The sequence below is a fragment of the Streptomyces albofaciens JCM 4342 genome (assembly GCF_008634025.1).
GTDB classification, from domain to species: domain Bacteria; phylum Actinomycetota; class Actinomycetes; order Streptomycetales; family Streptomycetaceae; genus Streptomyces; species Streptomyces albofaciens.
Genome location: NZ_PDCM01000002.1, coordinates 1,169,588 through 1,189,293 on the forward strand (window position 1 = coordinate 1,169,588; position 19,706 = coordinate 1,189,293).

Below are 19,706 nucleotides of genomic sequence, written 5' to 3' on the forward strand. Positions count from 1 at the left end.
AATGGCCTGGCGGCCGCTTTCGCTCGGCACCCCTCACCTTTTGCCGGAATTGGTGCCGTCCGGGGGGACGGTCCCGATCGGCGCGAACCAGCGGCGCACTCGGCGCACGGCGGTTCGTGCCACGGGATTGCCGGCGGGGGCGTGGAAGAACTCAGCCGACGCCGCTGGATTCCTGCGTCTGTTCCGTCCGGGGACCGGCCGTCGCCGGGACGACGTCGGCACTGCTCCCCGTAGCGGGCTTGCGCCGTTCGCGCAGCAGCAGCGCCACAACCGGTACGGCGACGAGGAACATGGCGAAGAGCACCCACAGCACGGTGTGCAGAGCCCCGGTGTAGGCGGCGCCGGCCATGTCCGTGAAGGCCTGCCGGGCCGTTTCGGGCCGCACGCTCTGGGTGAGCGTGCCCATGTCCCCCTGGTTCAGGAGGTTCGCGGCCCTGGCCGGGTCGTCCGCGTACGGGGTGTCGAACGAACCGAGTGCGCCGTCCAGGCGGCCGCGGGTGAAGCTGACCAGCAACGAGCTGATCACCGCGATGGAAGCGGCCTCGCCCGCCAGGCGCATGGTGTTGAACATGCCCGCCGCCATCCCCGCACGCCCTGCCGGGACGCTGCTGACCGCGGCACCGTCGAGCAGCCCGAAGGAGATGCCGGTGGCGATGCCCAGGAGCAGCAGCGGTCCGAAGATGGCCCCGTGGGACGAGCCGGGCTCGATCACCGTCAGCCAGCCCGCGCCGGCCGCCATCAGCACGATGGTGACGACGAGCTGCACCTTCGCCGGGATCCAGCGGGTCAGGAAGCCGGCGATCGCCGGGAAGACCAGGGTCGCCCCGGTGAGCATGATCAGTGTCAGACCCGCTTGCTGCGCGGTGAGCCCGTCCACCGCCGAGAAGTAGGTCGGGAGCGCGACGAGCAGCGGGGTGAAGCCGAAGACCACCACGACCGCGGTCAGGCACAGCGCCAGGAACTGCGGCTGGGCCAGCAGGCTCAGGTCGAACATCGGGTGCTCCTGGCGGCGTTCGATGACGACGAACGCGAGGAGCAGCGCCACGGCGGCCAGGAACGCCCCGAGTACCAGCGGGCTGCCCCAGCCCGCCTGCGGCCCCTCGACCAGGCCGTAGATGAGCAGCAGCAGGGCACCGGTGAAGGTGAGGGTGCCGCTCTTGTCCACCCGGCCGCCGGCGGGGTTGCGCGACTCGGGGATCAGCGGGGTCAGCGCGACGACCATGAAGGCGATCACCGCGGGGACCAGGAAGACGGCCCGCCAGCTGAAGCCGCCGACGAGCAGGCCCGCGACGGTCGGGCCCAGCGCCAGGCCGATGCCGGTGGTGGTGCCGAACACCCCGAAGGCACGGGCGCGGGAGCGGCCTTCGAAGGTCTGGGCGAGCAGCGCGCTGCCGCTGGGCAGGGCGGCGGCGGCCCCCAGGCCGGAGGCGGTCCGCGCGATGTCCAGCAGGAGGATGTCACCGGCCAGGGCGGAGACCAGTGCGCCCACCGCGTACAGGCCGGTGCCGATGGCGAACATGCGGCGCCGGCCCACCAGGTCGGCCAGCGAGCCCGCGGCCAGGACGAAGCAGCCGAAGGCGAGGTTGTAGCCGTTGATCGCCCACTGCAGGGAGGCCAGGGAGGCGTGCAGTTCCGCGCCCATGCTGGGCAGGGCCACCGAGGCACCGGTCATGGACAACGGCAGGAGCAACGCGGACAGGCAGGCGGCCAGCAGGACGACCGGTGCCCGCCGGCGGGTGGTGGGGGGCGAGGCGCTGAGGGCTGAGGACATGGGATACGCCGCCTCCGGAACGGCGTGGGGCGTGCTCGTGGCACTGCACCGCCGGCGCCGTGTGATCACGGGGGAACGGCGCCGGCGGTGAGTGCGGCTGGGGATGTGCGATCGGTCCGGTCACGGACGGCGGCGGGCGGGCACCCCGGGCGGCCGAGCCGGGCCCGGAGAGGGAGGCACGGCCTTCGGCGTACCACTGCGCGGTCTTCCACTCGGACGGCAACCGGCATACGGAACCAGTGCGTTGGGCGTCGCGCGGCCGGGCGCGGGCACCCGCGGCGCCCCAACGCCCCGTACGCGGGCCGGAGGTGAGCAGGGGCGGCGTGCGCACCCTCTCGCCCGCCGGCCGGGCCGGGAAGCCCCCGCCCGTCCGAACGGTCCGGTCTCGCCCGACGCCATGTGCGGCTCACCCTCTCTCTGATCGCGCGTCAGCAACGGGCTGGTCAGGGCCCGTCCGCCCCGGGAACCGACGGGGCGGAGGGAACCAGTGCACGAGAGACTATCAGGATCCTTATACAGACGGCACCCCTGTCACGCACGGCCATGGCCCGGCCCGCCCCCGGGCCGCCCTCCGGTACGCGTCTCGCGGAGCCCCCGCCACCCCGCCCCCGGCGGCGAGTCGCCTGGTGACAGCACACAGATGGCCGGCGGTAAGCTGATTCAGGAACGAACCCTGATACAAGACCTGATACAGGCACGGCATGCCGGAGGCCGCCACGACCGGCGCTCTCCCCCGGCTCCCGCCCCGGTCCCGGAGGCAGACGTACGGCACCGCGGGCCGGGTCCCGGGCCGGGCACAAGCGGCTCTGCCGCGATATAGAGTCCCACCGGACCTTCACGGAGAGCAGGACATGACACAGACACCAGCGGCGGATGCCCGGCGCGCGAGCCCCGAGGACTCCTTCAACGACCGGACCGGGCATCTCATCAAGCGCGCCGAACAGCACTTGATCAGCGAGAAGAGCCACGTCCTGCGCGCCGTGGACCTGACGGTGCCGCAGTACGTGGCCCTCCTGGTGCTGCACCGCCGGCCCGGCTTGTCAGGAGCCCAGTTGGCGCGGGAGTGCATGGTCACGGCGCAGACGATGACCACGGTCCTGAACAACCTGGAGAGCAAGGGGCTGATCACCCGCACCACTTCGCAGGTGCATCAGAAGGTGCTGGTCTCCAGCCTGACGCGCTCGGGCCGGTCCTTGTTCAAGAAGGCCGACAAACTGATCTGTTCGGTGGAGGGCCGGCTGGACGACGCGTTCAGCGAAGAGGAGCGGCAGCAGCTGCACAGCCTCCTGGAACGTGCCATCGCCGCGCTCCGGAGCGACTGAAGAACCCCTCCGTCGCAGTGCCTCCTCTCTTCGTCAGAAGGGCGGCACACGCGCTCCGCCGGCGTGCACGGCAGGCTCCGCGGGCGCGGACGGAGCGGGGGCGGGGGCACGGCGGGGACGCGCCCAGCGGCGCATGACGGGCCGCTCCACACACACCAGCAGCAGCCACCCGAGCAGCAGCGTCGCCAGGAAGGTGCCGGCGATCTCGGCCACGGCGGCGGCGGCCCCGTACACCCGCCGGTCCATCAGGGCGGTGCGGGAGAAGTACAGCACCACGTAATGGGCGAGGTAGAAGGCGAAGGAGACCTCGCCGAGCCACTGCATGGTGCGGCTGCGCAGCACCGTGGGGGTGCCGCTGGTGTCGGCCATGGCCACGGCGCAGATGAGGACCGAGACGGGCACGATGGTGGCGACGTTCAGGCCGTAGAGGAAGGGCACGGCCAGGGCGAGGGCGTAGCCGGCCAGGACGAGAACGGTGGCCGGCAGGATACGGACCGCGGGGAACCGGCCTTCCCGTACGAGGCGTGCCAGCAGCATGCCGAGGACGAACTCGAACAGCCGCAGCGGCGGGAAGTTGTAGCCGATCCACCACTGCCAGACCGTCACCGGGGTGCCGGGCGCCGGCGGGCTCGCCGGCGCCAGGAAGTCGGTCACCAGCTGTACGGCCACCATGCCCACGACCATGGCCGCGGCCCACCCCCACAGCCGGTTCGCCCGGATCTTCAGCAGGGGCCGGACGATGAAGGGGAAGAGCAGGTAGAACAGCAGCTCGCTGCAGAGTGACCAGGCCGGCTGGTTGGCGCTCAGGTGAACGGCGGGGTCGGGGAACCAGGAATGGACCAGGAACAGACTCGGCAGCCAGGCCGCGGCCGGGGTCATGACGCCCGCGAAGAGGACCATGGCCAGCGCCCAGGTGGCGAGGTGATTGGGGAAGATCTTCAGCAGGCGGCGCCGCCAGAAGGCGGTGACGGTGTCCTGCGGTCTGGCCGACCAGGTCAGCACGAAACCGCTGAGCACGAAGAAGAAGCTCACCCCCATCCAGCCCGCCTTGCTGAAGAGCCAGTGGAACCCCTCCGCGATCCCCTCGTCCGCGAACGGATTCATCGGCATGTACGTCAACGAGGCGTGGAAGAGGAAGACGAGCGCCGCGGCGATGAACCGCAGCCCGGTCAACGAGGGCAGTCTGGCCTGTAACGGGGTCGGTGTGGCGGAAGGCGCGGTCGGTGGTACGAGGGACATGGCTGTGTGGTGCCTCTCTGGGTCGGGGCCGCGCGAGGGCGGTGCGTCCGTCCTCTTGCGCGGGACCGTCGTCCGCCGCCACGGCGCCGGTGGCGGGGTGCGCCTGCCACGGACGCGGGCGGACCGGGGGGGGAGGAGACCGGGGGCGGTGCGGAGGGCGGAGTCCGAGGTCGCCGGCGCGCCCGGCGGTCCGGCGTGAGCGTTCCCTCGTGAGCCCGCTGCCTCCGCGGGTACCGCGTCGGCCGGCCCTCCGGTCGAGAAGAACGAGAAAAACGCGGGGATGGAAAAGGAAATGCCGGGGAAGCCCCATGGGCGAACCGTCGAAGTCGCCGGCGGCCCGGCCGAATATAGAGGTGCCGCGGACGGCCGACAACATGCTCTCGGTCACAACGGATCTGTCAACTTCCGTTGTCCGGCACGGCTACGGTTGCACATGTCGCACACGATTACCCGCACAACCTCGATACCGTCCCTTTCCTCCGGAACCGGTCAGGGACAATTGCGGTACCGCTGGTCCAGAATTCGGGCGGACGGCCGGGAAACGGCGTCACGGCTGCCTGCATTCGGATCATTGCGGAATCCGGCCGGACATACCGCCGAGTTTCACGGCCGCGTAAGCGGCCGACGCCATCGTCATATGGCGGTGCCAGCCGTCGAAGGACCTGCCTTTGAAATCCCGCAGTCCGGTTCCGGCTCCTGTGCGGGTGCTGTCCCGGGCCACCTGGGCGGCGAGCCGGGTGAGCTGGTACAGCTCGCTCACGGGCGTACGTGACAGTGTGGTGGCCCAGTATTCCCCGGGCTCGTACGTTCCCGGGCGCCACTGGGCGTACAGGGCGATCTCCGGCCCGGCGGCCTCTCCGGGCGGCCGCGGGAGCAGGGCCCGTACGGTCAGGGCCCGCACCCCGGGAGCGACCGGAGCCGTGGTGAGCCGCGCGGCCTGCGGAGCTGCCAGGATCTCTGCGACGGGCACCGCCGCGTCCGGGACGGAACGTCCGGAAGGGGCCACCAGCCGCAGGGCGCACTCCCCGGACAAGCTCACCATGACAGGCCGCTGCGGCCCTTCGAGGGCACGGCGCAGGCCGGCCGCCTCATGCGCACGGATGTCCCACAGCACCGGGACGGCGGAGAACCCGCGCGGCGCTTCGAACGTCGCCACGGGCCCGGAAGCGTCCGGCGAGGCCGGTGTTCCGCGGGGCCCGGGGGGTAATCGCCCCTCGGCGGGCACCTGGAGGTGCCAGTCGACGGGTGCGTTCAGGGCGCCCGCGGCATACCAGAGTCCGTGGGCCTGCTGGCCGTTCACCAGCTGACCGGAGGCGGGCAGGAACCTGCGGTGCACGCCGGCCGCGTGCCGTCCCCTCCTGGGGATGAGCAGGGGAAGCACCACCCAGGCCCGTGGGGCCGCGATGTCCGACAGACACCTCGCCAGCGCCGCGCGCACCGGCCACCAGTCCCACGGGGCGTCATGGATGAAATGGTGAAGGCGCTGGGCCGACGCGGGGTCGCCGAGGGAGCGGGCGATATTGGCGATCGACTTGCGCCCCGGGGCGGTGAGCAGGCCCCGCAGGTACTGGACGCCCTTCGCACGGTGATCGGCGCGGGTGAACGAGGCGAAGAGCCGGGGCGCCAGGTCGGCCAGCACCCCTTCCCACGGACACGGCGGGGCGCAGGAGCCATGAGACAACGCGTACATGACGTACCCTCCACGGATTTCCGGCGCCGGCCGGAGGACAGGCCGCCCTCCGCGGGCCGGACACAGGCTCGGCGGAGCCGCACGGCGAGGGCCCTATTCCGGGCGGGCCCATCCGGCGGCGGCAGGCCAGGGGAGCGCGTACGCGCAGCGCCGATCACGTGGAACCGTTCCCGCGGACATCACCGCACCCCCCGTCGTCACTGCGGGCGTCGCCAACAACAGCGAACGCCCATCGCAATCGAATTCACGATAGCTGACGCACTGAAGGCGCGTCACCGCTTTCGCTCCGCTCGCCCGCCAGAAGTTCGGGACGGCACATCGCGTCCCACGCTCCGAGACACGGGGGCTTCCGCGCGCCCCCCGATTCCGGAAACCCCCACGGAAAGGGACGTCCCCGCCGAGATCCCGCACTCCGCCCGAAACACCCCCTGTCCGCCCGCCCGGGAGGCGAGTAGCGTCTTGCGCCCTTCTTCCGTACGGAGGGTGCCCGCCATGGCCGACACCGTGAGCCACACGCAGTACGAGACGTACGAGGGCGGCAGTCCGGAGGCCGAGCGGGTGGTCTTCGACGAGCTGGCGCGGCAGTTGATGGCGGTGCAGCTCAAGAACCGGGGGCGTGGGGCGCGCAGGGTCGAGCGGGCCTTCCACGCGAAGGCGGCGCTGGGGGTGGAGAACGCCCGGCTGCGGTTCGACGAGTCGCTGCCCGCGTCGCTGGCCTCGGGCTGGGTGCAGCCGGGCGCGCAGTACCCGGCGGTGGTCCGGCTGTCGAACGCGAGCGGCACGGCGCAGCCGGACATCGCGCCCGATCTCCGGGGCATCGCCGTACGGGTCGAGGTGTCGGCGGAGGAGACCCACGATCTGCTCGCCACCAACTTCCCGGTGTCGCACGCGCGCGACGCGCGGGAGTTCGTGGCGTTCGCCAAGGCGATGGCGGGGGCCCGCAACCCGGTGCAGAAGGCGTTCGGGCTGCTGGTGAAGCTGCCGCTGGCGGTGGGCTGGGGTACGGCCGCGCGGATGCGCCGCAACGTGCAGGCGGCCACCCGGCACGTGGTCGGGTCGCTGGCGCGGGAGACGTACTGGAGCCGTGGCGCGATCATGTGGGGCGAGGCCGGGCCGGTGCGCTACCAGCTGCGGCCAGCGCCGGGCGGCGCCCCCGCGCCGCGCCCGGACCGGCACGACCCCGACCTGCTGCGGCACGAGCTGGCGGGGCGGCTGGCGCTGGCCGATGTCGAGTTCGAGCTGTGTGTGCAGCGGTTCGTGAACGAGAAGCACACGCCCGTCGAGGACGGCGCGGCGCCCTGGCGGGAGGCGGACGCGCCGGTGGTACCGGTGGGGCGGCTGGCCATTCCGCGGCAGGACGTGACGACCGCCGAGGCCCGTGCCGCGGCCCGCCGGGTGGAGGAGACGGCGTTCAACCCGTGGCACACGACGGACGGGTTCCGCCCGCTGGGGAACCTCAACCGGGCGCGCAAGGCCGCCTACCGGGCGAGCGCCGGGCACCGGCTAGGCACCCGGTTCCGTACGGAGGAGCCGCTGCGCAACACCGTCCTGGGCGTGCCGGTGCGGGCCGCCTTCCGGGCCGTCAACCAGTACGTGCCGTGGCACAAGCTGCCGCTCGACCTGAGCCTGCTGAACCTGGTGGCGCTGCGGCAGGCGCTGCGCCGGTACAACCTCATCGACACGGAGGTCCCCGAGGCGCCGCCGCGGGCCGTGCCGGTGCCGGAGAGGGTGGACGAGGGCGCGCGGACGGCCCGTACGTACGACGGCTCCTCCACCGATCTTTCGGAGCCGGGGATGGGCGCGATCGGGTCCGCCTTCGGCCGCAACATCGCGCCGGTGCACCGGCCCGACCTGTACGACGTGCCGAACCCGGTCACCGTCGCCCGCGAGCTGTTGCACCGTACGGCGTTCCGGCCGGCGTCCTCGCTGAACATCCTGGCCGCGGCGTGGATCCAGTTCCAGGTGCACGACTGGGTCAACCACCGGCGGTACAAGACGGGCGAGCGGTCGGTGGAGATCCCGATGCCGCCCGGCAGCGCCTGGACCAACACGCCGGGCGGCCCGCCCGAGGACGTGATGCGGTTCGCCGACAACATCGGTGTGGAGCGGCCCGGCGAGCCGCCGCTGCTGTTCACCAACACCGCCTCGCCGTGGTGGGACGGCTCGGAGGTGTACGGCGGCGACGAGGCCACCGCGCGGGCGCTGCGCGAGCCGGACGGCCCGAAGCTGCGCCTGGAGGACGGGCACCTGCCGGTCGGCGCCAACGGCATCCCGCTCACCGGCTTCAACGAGAACTGGTGGCTGGGCCTGAGCGTCATGCACACGCTCTTCGCCCGGGAGCACAACGCGCTGTGCGACGCGCTGCACGCCGAGTACCCGAGGATGAGCCAGGACCGCGTCCACCACACCGCCCGGCTGATCGTCTCGGCACTCATCGCGAAGATCCACACCGTCGAGTGGACGCCGGCGATCCTGGCCACCGAGGCCATCGACATCGGGCTGCGGACCAACTGGCAGGGCCCGCCGGACAACTGGCTCAGCAAGCTGGGGCTGTGGCTGGTCGAGGCGCACGCGCTGCGCGGCATCCCGCAGACGCTGCCGGACCACCACAAGGTGCCGTACTCCCTGACCGAGGACTTCGTCACCGTCTACCGGATGCACCCGCTGATCCCCGACGACTACGAACTGCGCGAGCACCGCTTCGGGCAGCGCCTGGAGACCGTCGCCTTCGACGACATCCAGGGCACGGCGGCGGAGGCGGTGGCCCGCAAGACCGGCCTGACCGACACGCTGTACTCCCTCGGCATCGCCCACCCGGGCGCGATCACGCTGCACAACTACCCGAAGGCGCTGACGCACTTCGAGCGGGACGGGGAGATCATCGACCTGTCGGTGGTGGACCTCGTCCGGACCCGGCGGCGCGGCGTGCCGCGCTACAACGACTTCCGCGCCGGGCTGCACAAGGGGCGGGTGCGCCGCTTCGAGGACATCAGCTCCGACCCGGAGACGGTGGCGCGACTCCGGGAGGTCTACCGCGACGTGGACGAGGTCGACACGATGGTGGGGCTGTTCGCGGAGAACCCGCCGGAGGGCTTCGGCTTCAGCGACACCGCCTTCCGGATCTTCATCCTGATGGCGACCCGCCGCATCCAGTCGGACCGGTTCCTGACCGTCGACTTCCGGCCGGAGCTCTACACCCCGCTCGGCATGGACTGGATCGCGCGCGGCGGGATGAACTCCGTCATCCTGCGGCACTGCCCCGAGCTGGCGGCGATGCTGCCGCGCGACGCGAGCGCCTTCGCGCCCTGGCGGCCGGTGCTGCCGGAGCGCGGTGGCGGCGCGGGCTCCTGATCCGGGCGGCGCGCACCCCGGCCGGAGTGGCCGGGGTGCGCGGGCCCGGCGGGAAAGCGGAGGGCGGTGCCCGATAACCTCCTGGTGTGGAGGAGAACACGCCCGCGCAGTTCGAGCGCGGTACGGACGGTCCCAAGGTCATCGTCGTCGGCGTCGACGGGTCGGACTCGTCGTGGCGCGCCGCCGCCTACGCGGCGGGGCTGGCCCGCCGGCAGGGCTCCAAGCTGGCCCTGGTGTACGTACAGCCGGTGCTGCCGGCCGGGGCCGCCATGGGGGCGCCGGTCGTGGACACCACCAACGAGGTCGCCGAGGAGCTGATGGCGGAGATCCGCGCGGCGACGGAGCGGGCGCAGGGGACGTACGACCTGCGCTGGGAGTTCCACACGCTGCGCGGCGACCCGTACTCGGGCATGGTGCAGATGGCCGACGAGCTGACGGCGGACGCCGTGGTGGTGGGCGCCTCGGAGTCCGCCGGGCACCGGATCATGGGGTCGGTGGCGGTACGGCTGGTCAAGGCGGGACGGTGGCCGGTGACGGTCGTCCCGTGACGGGCGACGCGTATCGGCCGGTCCGTGATGGCCGGTCCATGACGGTCTGCCCATGACGCCCGGTCCGTGACGGACGGTCCGTGACGGACGGTCCGCGGCCGGGGCCGCGGAGCATCCGGGCCCCGAGGGCGATTACCGGCCACCGCACCGGCCGAAATGCAAACGTCAACCACATTGGTCTGGACCACAAGGGTGGGGACGGTTAGGGTCCCTTCCGTACGGCGCACCTGGCCGTACGGTTCCCGCTTCGCTCCCCCGCCAGCTCCGCACCTGGGACCGGTCCATGATCGAAATCGTGGTCGTACTCCGGGTCGAGGACGCCGTCCTCGACTTCCTCTCCGTCCTGACCGACCCCGACCCCGGCGGCGGTCCGGCCGCCGTGGTCCTCGCCGACCGCGGCGACATCCTCCCGCTGCCCGTCGGCCTGCCGCCCGCCGAACGCCTCGCGCTGCTCGCGCCGTACGTACGGCCCGCCGAGGACGACGCCGTCTCGCCCGGCCCCGACGCCCTCGCCCATCTCGTGCGCCGGGCCGCCGGCGGCCGCCCGGCCCGCGTGTGGACCCACTCGCCCGCCGACAACCGGCGCAGCCGGGGCCGCGTCGGCCGGGACACCGCCGTCGCCTGCGCCGGCCTGGCGGACGCCGCCGGGCAGTCCGGCGGCACGCCGGTGCCGACCGTGTGGCACGCCGTCGGCTACTCCCCGTACCTCCAGTTCGTCAGCGACCTCGACCGCCCGCTCGGGCGTGCGCAGATCGCCGCCAAACTCGACTTCGTCAACGGCGCGGCCGCCGCGCTGCTCGACACGACATCGCCCCAGTTCATGGTGCGGACGCCCCGCATCCCGGCCACCGAGCGGTTCTTCACCGCCGGCCCCGACGAGCGCGAACGGCTCTTCGCGCTGCTGGCCAGCCTGGACGACGAGGCCGCCGCCGTGGTGGACCCGTGGGAGTTCGCCACCTCGCCGTACGAGGCCCGGCGGCTGGACGCGACCGCCGCGTGGGTACGGCGGCACTGTGCGCCCGGCGGGCCGCCGCTGGTGGAAGTCGGCGCCTGCGAGGGCGCGTTGACGTCCCGGCTCGCGGCGGACGGCTTCTCCGTGTACGCCACCGAGCCCAACCCGCACTTCCGGGCCCGGCTCGCCGCCGCGCAGGACGGCACCGCGGCCGTCCGCGTCGGCTCCGAGGGCCTGGCAGAGCTGGCCAAGGACGGCCCGGCCGGGGCCGCGTACCTGCTGATCGAGATGCTCTACTACGGCCAGGACCCGGCGCTCCTCGACGACCTGCCCGCCGATCTGCTGTTCCTCGCCCTGGAGCCGGAGGCGCTGGAGGCCCGGCTGCGGCCGTGGCTCGCCGCCTCCGCGGTGTGGCGGACGGTCGAGGAGACCCGCCTCGTCACGCCCCGGGTGGAGCCGGTCTGCGGCGGCCGGGCGTACCTGAGCAAGCGCGGCAGCGTCGGGCTCGTGCTGCGCCGCACCGACGGCTGATCCTCACCGGGTCGCATCCGACCGCCGTCCCGTTCCGCACGGCTGCCGCCGTTCCCCCGTACCGGAAGGCCCCCCATGCGCGCCGACACAGCCCTGGTCAACGCCTGCCTGCTCCCCGCCTACGCGGGCCGATCGCCCGCCGGGTGGATCCTGCGCGCTGCGGACGAGGGGCTGGCGGGCGTCGGCCTGTTCGGCACCAACTTCCCGCCGGGCGCCGGGTCGTTGCGCGAGGAGATCACCGCTCCGCTCCGCGCGGCCCGCCCGGACCTGCTGATCGCGCTGGACGAGGAGGGCGGTGACGTGACCCGGCTCGACTACCGCCGGGGCAGCGTCCACCCGGGCAACCACGCCCTCGGCGCCGTGGACGACGTGGCGCTCACCCGGCAGGTGGGCGCGGCGATCGCCCGCGATCTGCGGGCCGAGGGCGTCAACCTCTGCCTGGCGCCCTGCGCGGACGTCAACTCCCGCCCGGACAACCCGATCATCGGCGTCCGCTCCTTCGGCGACCGGCCGGACCTGGTGGCACGGCACACCGCGGCGTGCGTCCAAGGCATCCAGGAGCTGGGCGTGGCCGCCACCGTCAAGCACTTCCCGGGCCACGGCGACACCCGTACCGACTCGCACTCCGAACTGCCCGACATCGACCGGGACGCCGCGTCCCTGGAGGCGGTGGACCTGCCGCCGTTCCGCGCCGGGATCGCGGCCGGCGCCAAGGCGGTGATGACCGGTCACATCCGGCTCTCGCACCTGGACGGCCTGCCCGCGACGCTGAGCCGGCGGATCGTCACCGGCCTGCTGCGCGAACGGCTCGGCTACCGGGGCGTGGTACTGACCGACGCGCTGGAGATGGCGCCGATCGTGCGGCGCTGGGGGTACGGAGGCGCCGCGGTCGCCGCGCTGGCCGCGGGCGCCGACCTCGTGGTGCTCGGCGCGACCGACGGCGAGAAGCTGCTGCCCGAGGTGCACGACGCCGTCCAGGAGGCGCTGGACCGGGGCACGCTGACCCTGGAGCGGGTGGCGGAGGCCGCCTGCCGGGTGGCGTCGCTGCGGGCCTGGGCCGACCCGGCCCGGCGCGCCGGAGCGCCCACCGGCCCGCCGCTGTCCGGCGGTGAGCCCGTCGGCCTGGTCGCGGCCCGCCGGGCCCTGCTCGTCCACGGCGTCCCCCGGGCGGCCGACGGGCGCCGCCTGCACACCGTACGGCTGGCGACCGTGGCCAACATGGCGGTGGGCGAGGCGCCGTGGGGGCTGGACGCCCCGCTCCGCGGCCTCGGGGCGCTCGCCTCGGCCACCGACGTGGCGCCGGGCACCGAGCCGTCCGCGATCGGCCTGCCGCCGGACGACGGCGGCGGCGCGCTCGCGGTGGTGGTCCGGGACGCGGAGCGCGACCCCTGGCAGCGCGCCGTCCTGCGGGCGCTGCGGTCCCGGCGCCCGGACCTGATCACCGTGGACATGGGGCTGGCCCCGGCCCGGCCGCTGCCCGACGACGCCCCGGCGACGCTGTTCACCCGGGGTGCCGGGCTGGCCAACGCCACCGCGGCGGCGGAGTACCTGTCGGGCCGCGCCTGGCGCGGCCCGCTGCGGACATGACCGGCGCCCGCCCCCTGGCCGGGGGCGCGGACCGCGCGGGCGGGTACGGACGAGGAGCGGGCGGCGGGTACGACCACTGCGTGGGCCTCGGCTACCACTGCGAGTCCACCTACCAGATCCGCCGTATCACCGGCGTCACCCGCGCCCACTTCTTCGACTGGCTGGACCTCGACTTCGAGTCGGTGGTGGAGGCCGTCGCGGACGGCTTCCGGAACGTGCTGCGTCCCGGGCTGGTCGAGCCGTTCGACGACGGCCGGTGCGCTCTGGACCGCGGCAGCGACATCCGCTTCTACCACGAGTTCCATCCCGCGGCCGGCGCCGGTACGCCCCTCACCCAGCGGGACATCGATGAACAACTGCCGCGCGTACGGGCGAAGTTCACCGCACTGGCCGGGCGCTGGCGGGAGCTGGCCGGCTCCGGCGCGCGGGTGCTGTACGTCCACCACGACGCCTGGGACGAGCTGACCGCCGCCGATCTGCGCCGGCTCCGCGCCGTGATCGCGGCCGAGCACCCGGGCCACCGCTTCGCCCTGCACTGGCTGCGCCGCACCGCGCCGCCGGACGCCGGCCGGCTCGGCCCCGGCATCACCTGGGGCACCGTCGCCGCCGCACCCGGCCGCTGGCAGGGCGACGACGCCGCGTGGGACGCGGCCCTCACCCCCGTACTCACCACCGCACAGCCCCCGCACCGAGGAACCGCACCAAAGAACCCGCACTAAGGAACCCGCATGACGCCTCCCCCGCCGCGCACCGTCATCCTCTCCCCGCACTTCGACGACGCCGTCCTCTCCCTGGCCGGACTGATACCCCGGCTCCCCGCCCCGGTCACGGTGGTGACCGTCTACGGCGGCGCGCCCGCCGCCCACCACCCCGTCTCGTGGTGGGACAGCACCTGCGGCTTCTCCACCGCCGCCGAGGCGCACCGCGCCCGGCTCGCCGAGGACGCGCGGGCCGCGGACCTGCTCGGCGTGGACCAGGCCGTCCTGGACCACCCCGACGGGCCGTACGGCGAGAGCGACGAACTGACGGGCGTGGACGCCTACTTGGGCGCCCTGCCGACGCCGTTCCCGCTCGTCCTGCTGCCCATCGGCACCAACCAGGCCGACCACCGGCGGGTGCGCGACCGCGCCCTGCGCGCCCTGGACCGGCTGGGCGCTCCGCTGCCGCTGCTGTACGCCGACCTCCCGTACACCGGCCACCTGCCCGAGTGGGGCACCCCGGACACCGACCGCGCCCTCAGCGGCGACCGGACGTACGGGCTCTCCTACCAGGACCTGCTGACCCGCTACGAGCTCGATGTCGCGCACGACCTGGTGCTGGACGACGACGCGTGGGCCCGCAAGCGGGAAGCGGTGCTCTGCTACGGCTCGCAGCTCGCGCCGCTGGCCGCCGACCACGGGAGCCTGCTGGCCCGGCGCGGACCGCTGCGCGCCGAGCGCGTCTGGTCGCCGGTGCGCCGTCCGGAGTCCGCCGGGGCGGTCGCATGACCGCGCCGCCGCCCGTCCTGGAAGCGCACGGCCTGGTCAAGGAGTACCGCCGGGGCCGGGTCGTGGACGGCGTGCGGCTGGTCGTGCGCGAGGGCGAGCGGGTCGGCCTGCTCGGCCCGAACGGCGCGGGCAAGACCACCACGCTGCTGATGTGCCTGGGCGCGGTCGAGGCGGACGCCGGCAGCGTGCACGTGCTGGGCCACCGGCTGCCCGCCGGGCGGTCGTCCGCCATGCGCGGCGTCGGCTTCGCGGCCGGCTATCTGCCGCTTCCCGACCGGCTGCGGGTGCGCGAGTACCTGCGGCTGTACGCGGACCTGTACGGGCTGCGCGCCCCGCGCACGGCGGTGGAGAACGCCCTGGAGCACTTCGGCATCGGCCACCTGGCCACCGCCATCGGCACCGAGCTGTCCAGCGGCCAGCGCACCCTGGTCGGCATCGCCAAGGCGTCCCTGCACACGCCCCGGCTGCTGATCCTGGACGAACCCACCGCGGCCCTGGACCCGGACATCGCCCTGCGGGTGCGCACCGGCCTGCTGGACCTGTGCGCCCGGCACGGCACCGCGCTGCTGGTCACCAGCCACGACATGGTCGAGGTGGAGCGGCTGTGTGAACGGGTGGTCTTCCTGGCGGCCGGGCGGGTGACCGCGGACGGCACACCGGAGGAGGTGGCGCGGCAGTTCGCGCAGCAGGACCTGGAGGGGGTCTTCCTGCACCTGGCGGAGGAACGGGACCGCGAGCGCGCCGGGCGGAACCGGGCGGAGGCCGGTGCCGCATGAGTGCCACGGACGCACCTGAACTGCGGGGTCCCGCCGCGGCCGGCGCGCACCGGGTCCGCGCCGTCGCCCGCCGCCACTGGCTGGTGCTGCGCCGCAGCCCGCACCGGATCTTCGACGTGCTGGTGTGGCCGGTCGTCGACACGCTGCTGTACGGCTCGATCGGCCTGTTCGCCGCGAAGGCGGCGGGTGGCGGTACGGAGACGGGCGGGGGCGCCGCGGAGCTGGGCACCGGTCCCACGCTCGCGGTGTTCCTGCTCAGCGGGACCGTGCTGTGGCACCTGGTCCACCAGACGCAGATCTCCCTGGCCACCGGCTTTCTGGAGGAGACCTGGTCACGCAATGTGATCGGGCTGCTCAGCACTCCGCTGCGCGGCTGGGAGTACCTGGCAGGGGTGGGGCTGTTCGCCCTGGTCCGTACGGCGCTGAGCACCCTCGCCGTGGCCTCGCTGGCCTTCGCCGCGTACGCCTTCGACGTGACGACGCTGGGCCTGGGGCTGATTCCCGTCGCGGCGCTGCTGCTGCTCTGCGGCTGGGCGGTGGCCCTCGCGGTGGTGGGGCTGGTGCTGCGGTACGGAAGCGGCGCCGAGGCCCTGGTCTGGGGCGGGCTGTCGGTGGTGATGCCCCTGTCCGGGGTGTTCTACCCGGTCTCGACTCTCCCGGCGCCGCTGCGCCCGGTCGCCGAGGCCCTGCCGACCACCCATGTCTTCGCCGCTGGGCGCGCGCTGGCCGGGGACGGGCCCACGCCGTGGCACGAACTGGCCGTGGCCACGCTGGGCACGGCGGCGCTGCTGGTCCTGGCCCTGTTCTTCCTGGGCCGGATGCTGGCGTCCTTCCGCCGCCGGGGGCTGGTCACGCGGTACTCGTGAACCGTACGGACCGGTGTCGGCACGGCGCCCGCCCGGCCCCAGGTCCGGGCGGGTGCCGCGGGCCCGGGTCAGTCCTGCCCGGCGTCCTCCAGCCGGAAACCGACCTTCAGCCCGACCTGGAAGTGCTCGATCGCCCCGTCGACGATGTGGCCGCGCACCTCTTTCACCTCAAACCAGTCAAGGCCCCTGAGCGTCTGGGCCGCCCGCTGGACGCCGTTGCGGATCGCGGCGTCCACGCCCTCCGGGGACGTGCCCACGATCTCCGTCACCCGGTACGTGTGATTCGTCATGACCGCTCCTTCAGCCTTCCGGTGTACGAGCCGCCTGTCCGTGCTCACGCCCTGGGTGCCCGGATTTCCCGGTTCCACTCCGCCGCACCGGTGGATCTCCTTCCCCTGCCGCCCCCGAAGGGCCATGATGATCGGCCGTCGGCCGACGACGGAGAGGAAGTGGTGCGGTATGCGCGCGGGGCAGGGAGTGTGGCGGCGTAAACCGATCGAACTCATCCAGGAGACGGAAGGCGGCTCGGGCGAACAGCTCAACCGGGTGCTCGGGCTGTGGCAGCTCACGGCCATCGGCGTCGGCGGCATCATCGGCGCGGGCATCTTCACGCTCGCCGGGACCGTCGCCAACGGCAAGGCGGGCCCGGCCGTCCTGCTGTCGTTCCTGGTGGCGGGCGTGGCCAGCGCCGCGGCGGCCTTCTCGTACGCGGAGTTCGCCGGGCTCATCCCGAAGGCGGGCTCGGCGTACACGTACGGTTACGCGGTGCTCGGCGAGCTGGCGGGCTGGTTCATCGGCTGGGACCTGCTGCTGGAGTACACGGCGATCGTGGCGGTGGTCGCGATCGGCATCTCCGGCTATTTCAGTTTCCTGCTCGGGGAGATGGGGGTGGAGCTGCCCGCCTGGATGCTGGGGGCGCCGGGGACCGGCGAGGGGCACCGGGTGGACCTGTTCGCCGCGGTGCTGTGCCTGCTCATCGCGTATCTGCTGACCCTGGGCATCAAGAACGCGGCGCGCTTCGAGACGATCGTCGTGGGCCTGAAGGTCCTGGTCGTGCTGCTGGTGATCGGGGTGGGCCTCTTCCACATCAGGACGGGGAACTACACGCCGTTCTTCCCCTTCGGCGTCAGCGGTGCCTTCACGGGCGCGGCCACGGTGTTCTTCGCCGTGTTCGGCTACGACGCCATGAGCACGGCCGCGGAGGAGTCGAAGGACGCCCAGCGGCACATGCCGAAGGCGATCCTGTACTCGCTGCTGATCTCGATGGTGCTGTACGTGCTGGCGTGCCTGGTGCTGACCGGCATGCAGAACTACAAGGACATCGACCCGGAGAGCGGCTTCTCCACGGCGTTCAAGTCGGTGGGGCTGAGCAGTCTGGCCGATGTGATCGCGATCGGCGCGATCATCGGCATTCTCACGGTGATGTTCACGTTCATGCTGGGCGTGACCCGGGTGTGGTTCTCGATGAGCCGGGACGGGCTGCTGCCGAAGTGGTTCGCCAAGACCCACCCGCGGCGGCACGTGCCCACCCGGGTGACCTGGATCGTGGGCGTGGCCTCGGCCGCCATCGCGGGGTTCCTGCCGATCGGCGAGGCCGCCGAGCTGACCAACATCGGCATCCTGCTGGCGTTCGTGGTGGTGTGCGTCTCGGTGATCGTGCTGCGCTACAAGCGGCCCGACCTGCCGCGCACGTTCCGCACGCCCGGCATGCCGGTGGTGCCCGCGATCGGCGTGGTCTTCTCGCTCTGGCTGATCACGTTCCTGGAGTGGCAGACCTGGGCGCGCTTCGCGGTGTGGTTCCTGATCGGCCTGGTCGTCTACTTCGCGTACTCCCGCCGGCGCTCCGAGCTGGCGAAGGCGGAGCGGGAGATCGACGACCTGGAGGACCGCGAAGGGCGGCTCTGACCGCCGGCCCGCGCACGGCTTCCCCGCACACGACGGAGCGCCCCGGGACCGTGGTCCTGGGGCGCTCTCGTGTGCGGTCGCGGCCGTGGCCGGCCCGGCCCGGGCGGGTGGTCCCGGGCGGTGCGGCACGGGGGTCGCGCGAGCCTGCTCACCGGGCTCAGTACGCCGAGTTGACGTTGTCCATGGAGCCGTAGCGGTGGGCGGCGTAGTTGGCGGCGGCCGTGATGTTGGCGACCGGGTCGAACAGGTCGTTGGCGGTGCCCTCGACGTGGTAGCGCTCGAAGGTCGGCTGGATCACCTGGAGCAGGCCCTTGGACGGGATGCCGTTCTTGGCGTTGATGTCCCAGTCGTTCACGCTCTTCGGGTTGCCGCTGGACTCGCGCATGATGTTGCGGTGCAGGCCCTCGTAGCTGCCGGGGATGCCCTTCTCCTTCATGATGGCCAGGGATTCCTTGATCCAGCCGTCCAGGTTGTTCGCGTACTTCGGCTTGGCCGGCTCGACCGGCTTGCGGTCGGCGGCCCGGCTGGCGGCCTCCCGGGCCGTGTGGCCCTGGGCGGCCACGGCCGTGACCTTGACCGAGTCGGCGAGGGTCGCGGTCTCCTCGGCGTCGCCGGCCTTGGACTCGGCGGGCTGGGCCTTCGCACCCGCGGGCTGACCGTTCGCGGAGACCTTCTTGACGGCGGCCGGCGCGGCGGCGGCGTGCGCGTCACCGGTCGCGGCGGGGACCGCCAGGGCCGCGGTCGCGCCGGCGGCGGCCAGCACGGCGACGGAGAGCTTGTGGGTCTTGGTCACGCGGACGGAGCGGAGCAGGGTGGGAGTGGGCATGCGGGGATTCCTCTTCCAATCACTGAAATGGGTGGGCGGCAGCCATTGGCAGGAGGTACGAGCAGGAAGCCACTGGCGGCACATGAACCGAGTGGCCTGACCGCGTATCCCCGAGGGATTTACGCGAGCTCCAACCCGGCGCCTCAGCAATGATTAGCGACGCCGAAATTGGAAAGCAATAGCGTTGCGACGGGGCCTCACTACGGCCCGGGTACGTAGAAAGGCCCGTCCGGCACCGTCTCAGTCCATGATGCCGGGCCACGGCCGTGCGGTGCTCTTTTACTAAGCGGGGCCGTACGGGACTGAAGTCCCGTGCTGCGCGTCACTTTCCGGGCCCTGCGCGGCAGTCGCCGAAAACCGCTTGAAATGGCCCCTGGAAGCCTTTTCCAGCCAGTTCACGGAAACCCTTGTGGCCCGCGTCACCCAATAACCCGGGGGCTGCCCGAAAAGGTGGCGCCGGTCACTTGGAAAGGGCCATGAGTGGCGCCGGTCACCCATGGAAAAGGCATTGATCGGGGAAATCTATGAACGCAATAGGCGGCGCAAACGAAAACGCGGCCGGCCTGGTGGCCGGCCGCGTGTGCGGCCCGTGCGGGCGCGGGGGCGTCCCGGGGGTCGTCAGCCCTGGAGGGACTTCCAGAACTCCTCGAAGGAGAGCTTGCCGTCGGCGTTGGCGTCCTTGGCCGCGATGACGGCCTCGGCGACCGGGCCGGTGACGTAGGGGTCGCCCATCTCCGCCATGGCCCGCTTGTACTCGTCCGCGGTGATCAGCCCGTCGCCGTCCGCGTCGAACCGGCTGAACGCGGCCTTCGCCGCCTCGATGTCTGCCACGGGGTGCCCCCTTGATGTCGGTGT

Annotated in this window: 16 protein-coding genes; 10 read left to right on the plus strand and 6 right to left on the minus strand. The window is 72.9% G+C overall.

Features of this window, described 5'->3' with window-relative positions:
* Positions 1 to 151: 151 nt before the first annotated feature.
* Complete coding sequence (locus CP973_RS25480) at positions 152 to 1,771, minus strand: MFS transporter (protein WP_150245662.1); 1,620 nt, start codon at positions 1,769 to 1,771, stop codon at positions 152 to 154.
* A gap of 851 nt (positions 1,772 to 2,622) precedes the next feature.
* On the opposite strand from CP973_RS25480, the gene CP973_RS25485 reads away from it, so the two are divergent.
* Entirely contained in the window at positions 2,623 to 3,093 is a 471-nt protein-coding gene (locus CP973_RS25485; RefSeq protein WP_150245665.1) for a MarR family winged helix-turn-helix transcriptional regulator, read from the plus strand.
* A 33-nt stretch (positions 3,094 to 3,126) separates the two neighbouring features.
* On the opposite strand, the gene CP973_RS25490 is transcribed toward CP973_RS25485, so the two are convergent.
* Together CP973_RS25490 and CP973_RS25495 are read right to left on the minus strand one after the other, a co-directional pair.
* Complete coding sequence (locus CP973_RS25490; RefSeq protein WP_244410005.1) at positions 3,127 to 4,266, minus strand: acyltransferase family protein; 1,140 nt, start codon at positions 4,264 to 4,266, stop codon at positions 3,127 to 3,129.
* A gap of 634 nt (positions 4,267 to 4,900) precedes the next feature.
* Positions 4,901 to 6,022 (minus strand): IS701 family transposase, encoded by a 1,122-nt coding sequence (locus CP973_RS25495; RefSeq protein ID WP_150245671.1) that lies wholly within the window; start codon positions 6,020 to 6,022, stop codon positions 4,901 to 4,903.
* A 492-nt stretch (positions 6,023 to 6,514) separates the two neighbouring features.
* On the opposite strand from CP973_RS25495, the gene CP973_RS25500 reads away from it, so the two are divergent.
* The 8 genes from CP973_RS25500 (at position 6,515) to CP973_RS25535 (ending at position 16,120) form a co-directional block, all read left to right on the plus strand.
* A complete protein-coding gene (locus CP973_RS25500; protein WP_150245675.1) occupies positions 6,515 to 9,373 on the plus strand; it encodes a peroxidase family protein in 2,859 nt (952 codons plus the stop codon).
* Between the two features lie 86 nt (positions 9,374 to 9,459).
* Positions 9,460 to 9,921: a universal stress protein gene (locus tag CP973_RS25505; protein WP_150245678.1), complete on the plus strand. Its 462-nt coding sequence runs from the start codon at positions 9,460 to 9,462 to the stop codon at positions 9,919 to 9,921.
* Positions 9,922 to 10,204: 283 nt separating this feature from the next.
* Entirely contained in the window at positions 10,205 to 11,404 is a 1,200-nt protein-coding gene (locus tag CP973_RS25510; RefSeq protein ID WP_150245681.1) for a hypothetical protein, read from the plus strand.
* Between the two features lie 75 nt (positions 11,405 to 11,479).
* Positions 11,480 to 12,991 carry a glycoside hydrolase family 3 protein gene (locus CP973_RS25515; RefSeq protein WP_150245684.1) on the plus strand — a complete coding sequence of 504 codons (1,512 nt, stop codon included), beginning with the start codon at positions 11,480 to 11,482 and terminating at the stop codon, positions 12,989 to 12,991.
* A complete protein-coding gene (locus CP973_RS25520) occupies positions 12,988 to 13,710 on the plus strand; it encodes a DUF1796 family putative cysteine peptidase (protein ID WP_244410007.1) in 723 nt (240 codons plus the stop codon). Before CP973_RS25515 ends, CP973_RS25520 begins: the two co-directional genes overlap by 4 nt.
* Positions 13,711 to 13,719: 9 nt before the next feature.
* Positions 13,720 to 14,478: a PIG-L deacetylase family protein gene (locus CP973_RS25525; RefSeq protein ID WP_150245686.1), complete on the plus strand. Its 759-nt coding sequence runs from the start codon at positions 13,720 to 13,722 to the stop codon at positions 14,476 to 14,478.
* Entirely contained in the window at positions 14,475 to 15,254 is a 780-nt protein-coding gene (locus CP973_RS25530) for an ABC transporter ATP-binding protein (RefSeq protein WP_150245689.1), read from the plus strand. Before CP973_RS25525 ends, CP973_RS25530 begins: the two co-directional genes overlap by 4 nt.
* Entirely contained in the window at positions 15,251 to 16,120 is an 870-nt protein-coding gene (locus CP973_RS25535) for an ABC transporter permease (protein WP_150245692.1), read from the plus strand. Before CP973_RS25530 ends, CP973_RS25535 begins: the two co-directional genes overlap by 4 nt.
* A 68-nt stretch (positions 16,121 to 16,188) precedes the next feature.
* On the opposite strand, the gene CP973_RS25540 is transcribed toward CP973_RS25535, so the two are convergent.
* A complete protein-coding gene (locus CP973_RS25540) occupies positions 16,189 to 16,410 on the minus strand; it encodes a dodecin (protein ID WP_150245695.1) in 222 nt (73 codons plus the stop codon).
* A 169-nt stretch (positions 16,411 to 16,579) separates the two neighbouring features.
* Here CP973_RS25540 and CP973_RS25545 point away from each other — a divergent pair, with 169 nt between their 5' ends.
* Entirely contained in the window at positions 16,580 to 18,025 is a 1,446-nt protein-coding gene (locus CP973_RS25545) for an amino acid permease (protein WP_150245698.1), read from the plus strand.
* 157 nt (positions 18,026 to 18,182) lie between these two features.
* On the opposite strand, the gene CP973_RS25550 is transcribed toward CP973_RS25545, so the two are convergent.
* Both CP973_RS25550 and CP973_RS25555 read right to left on the minus strand, forming a co-directional pair.
* The gene (locus CP973_RS25550; protein ID WP_150245701.1) at positions 18,183 to 18,851 is read right to left on the minus strand and encodes a transglycosylase SLT domain-containing protein; all 669 of its coding nucleotides are present in this window, start codon (positions 18,849 to 18,851) and stop codon (positions 18,183 to 18,185) included.
* 618 nt (positions 18,852 to 19,469) lie between these two features.
* On the minus strand, positions 19,470 to 19,682 hold the full coding sequence (locus tag CP973_RS25555; RefSeq protein ID WP_150245704.1) for an EF-hand domain-containing protein: 213 nt from the start codon (positions 19,680 to 19,682) through the stop codon (positions 19,470 to 19,472).
* Positions 19,683 to 19,706 lie beyond the last annotated feature (24 nt).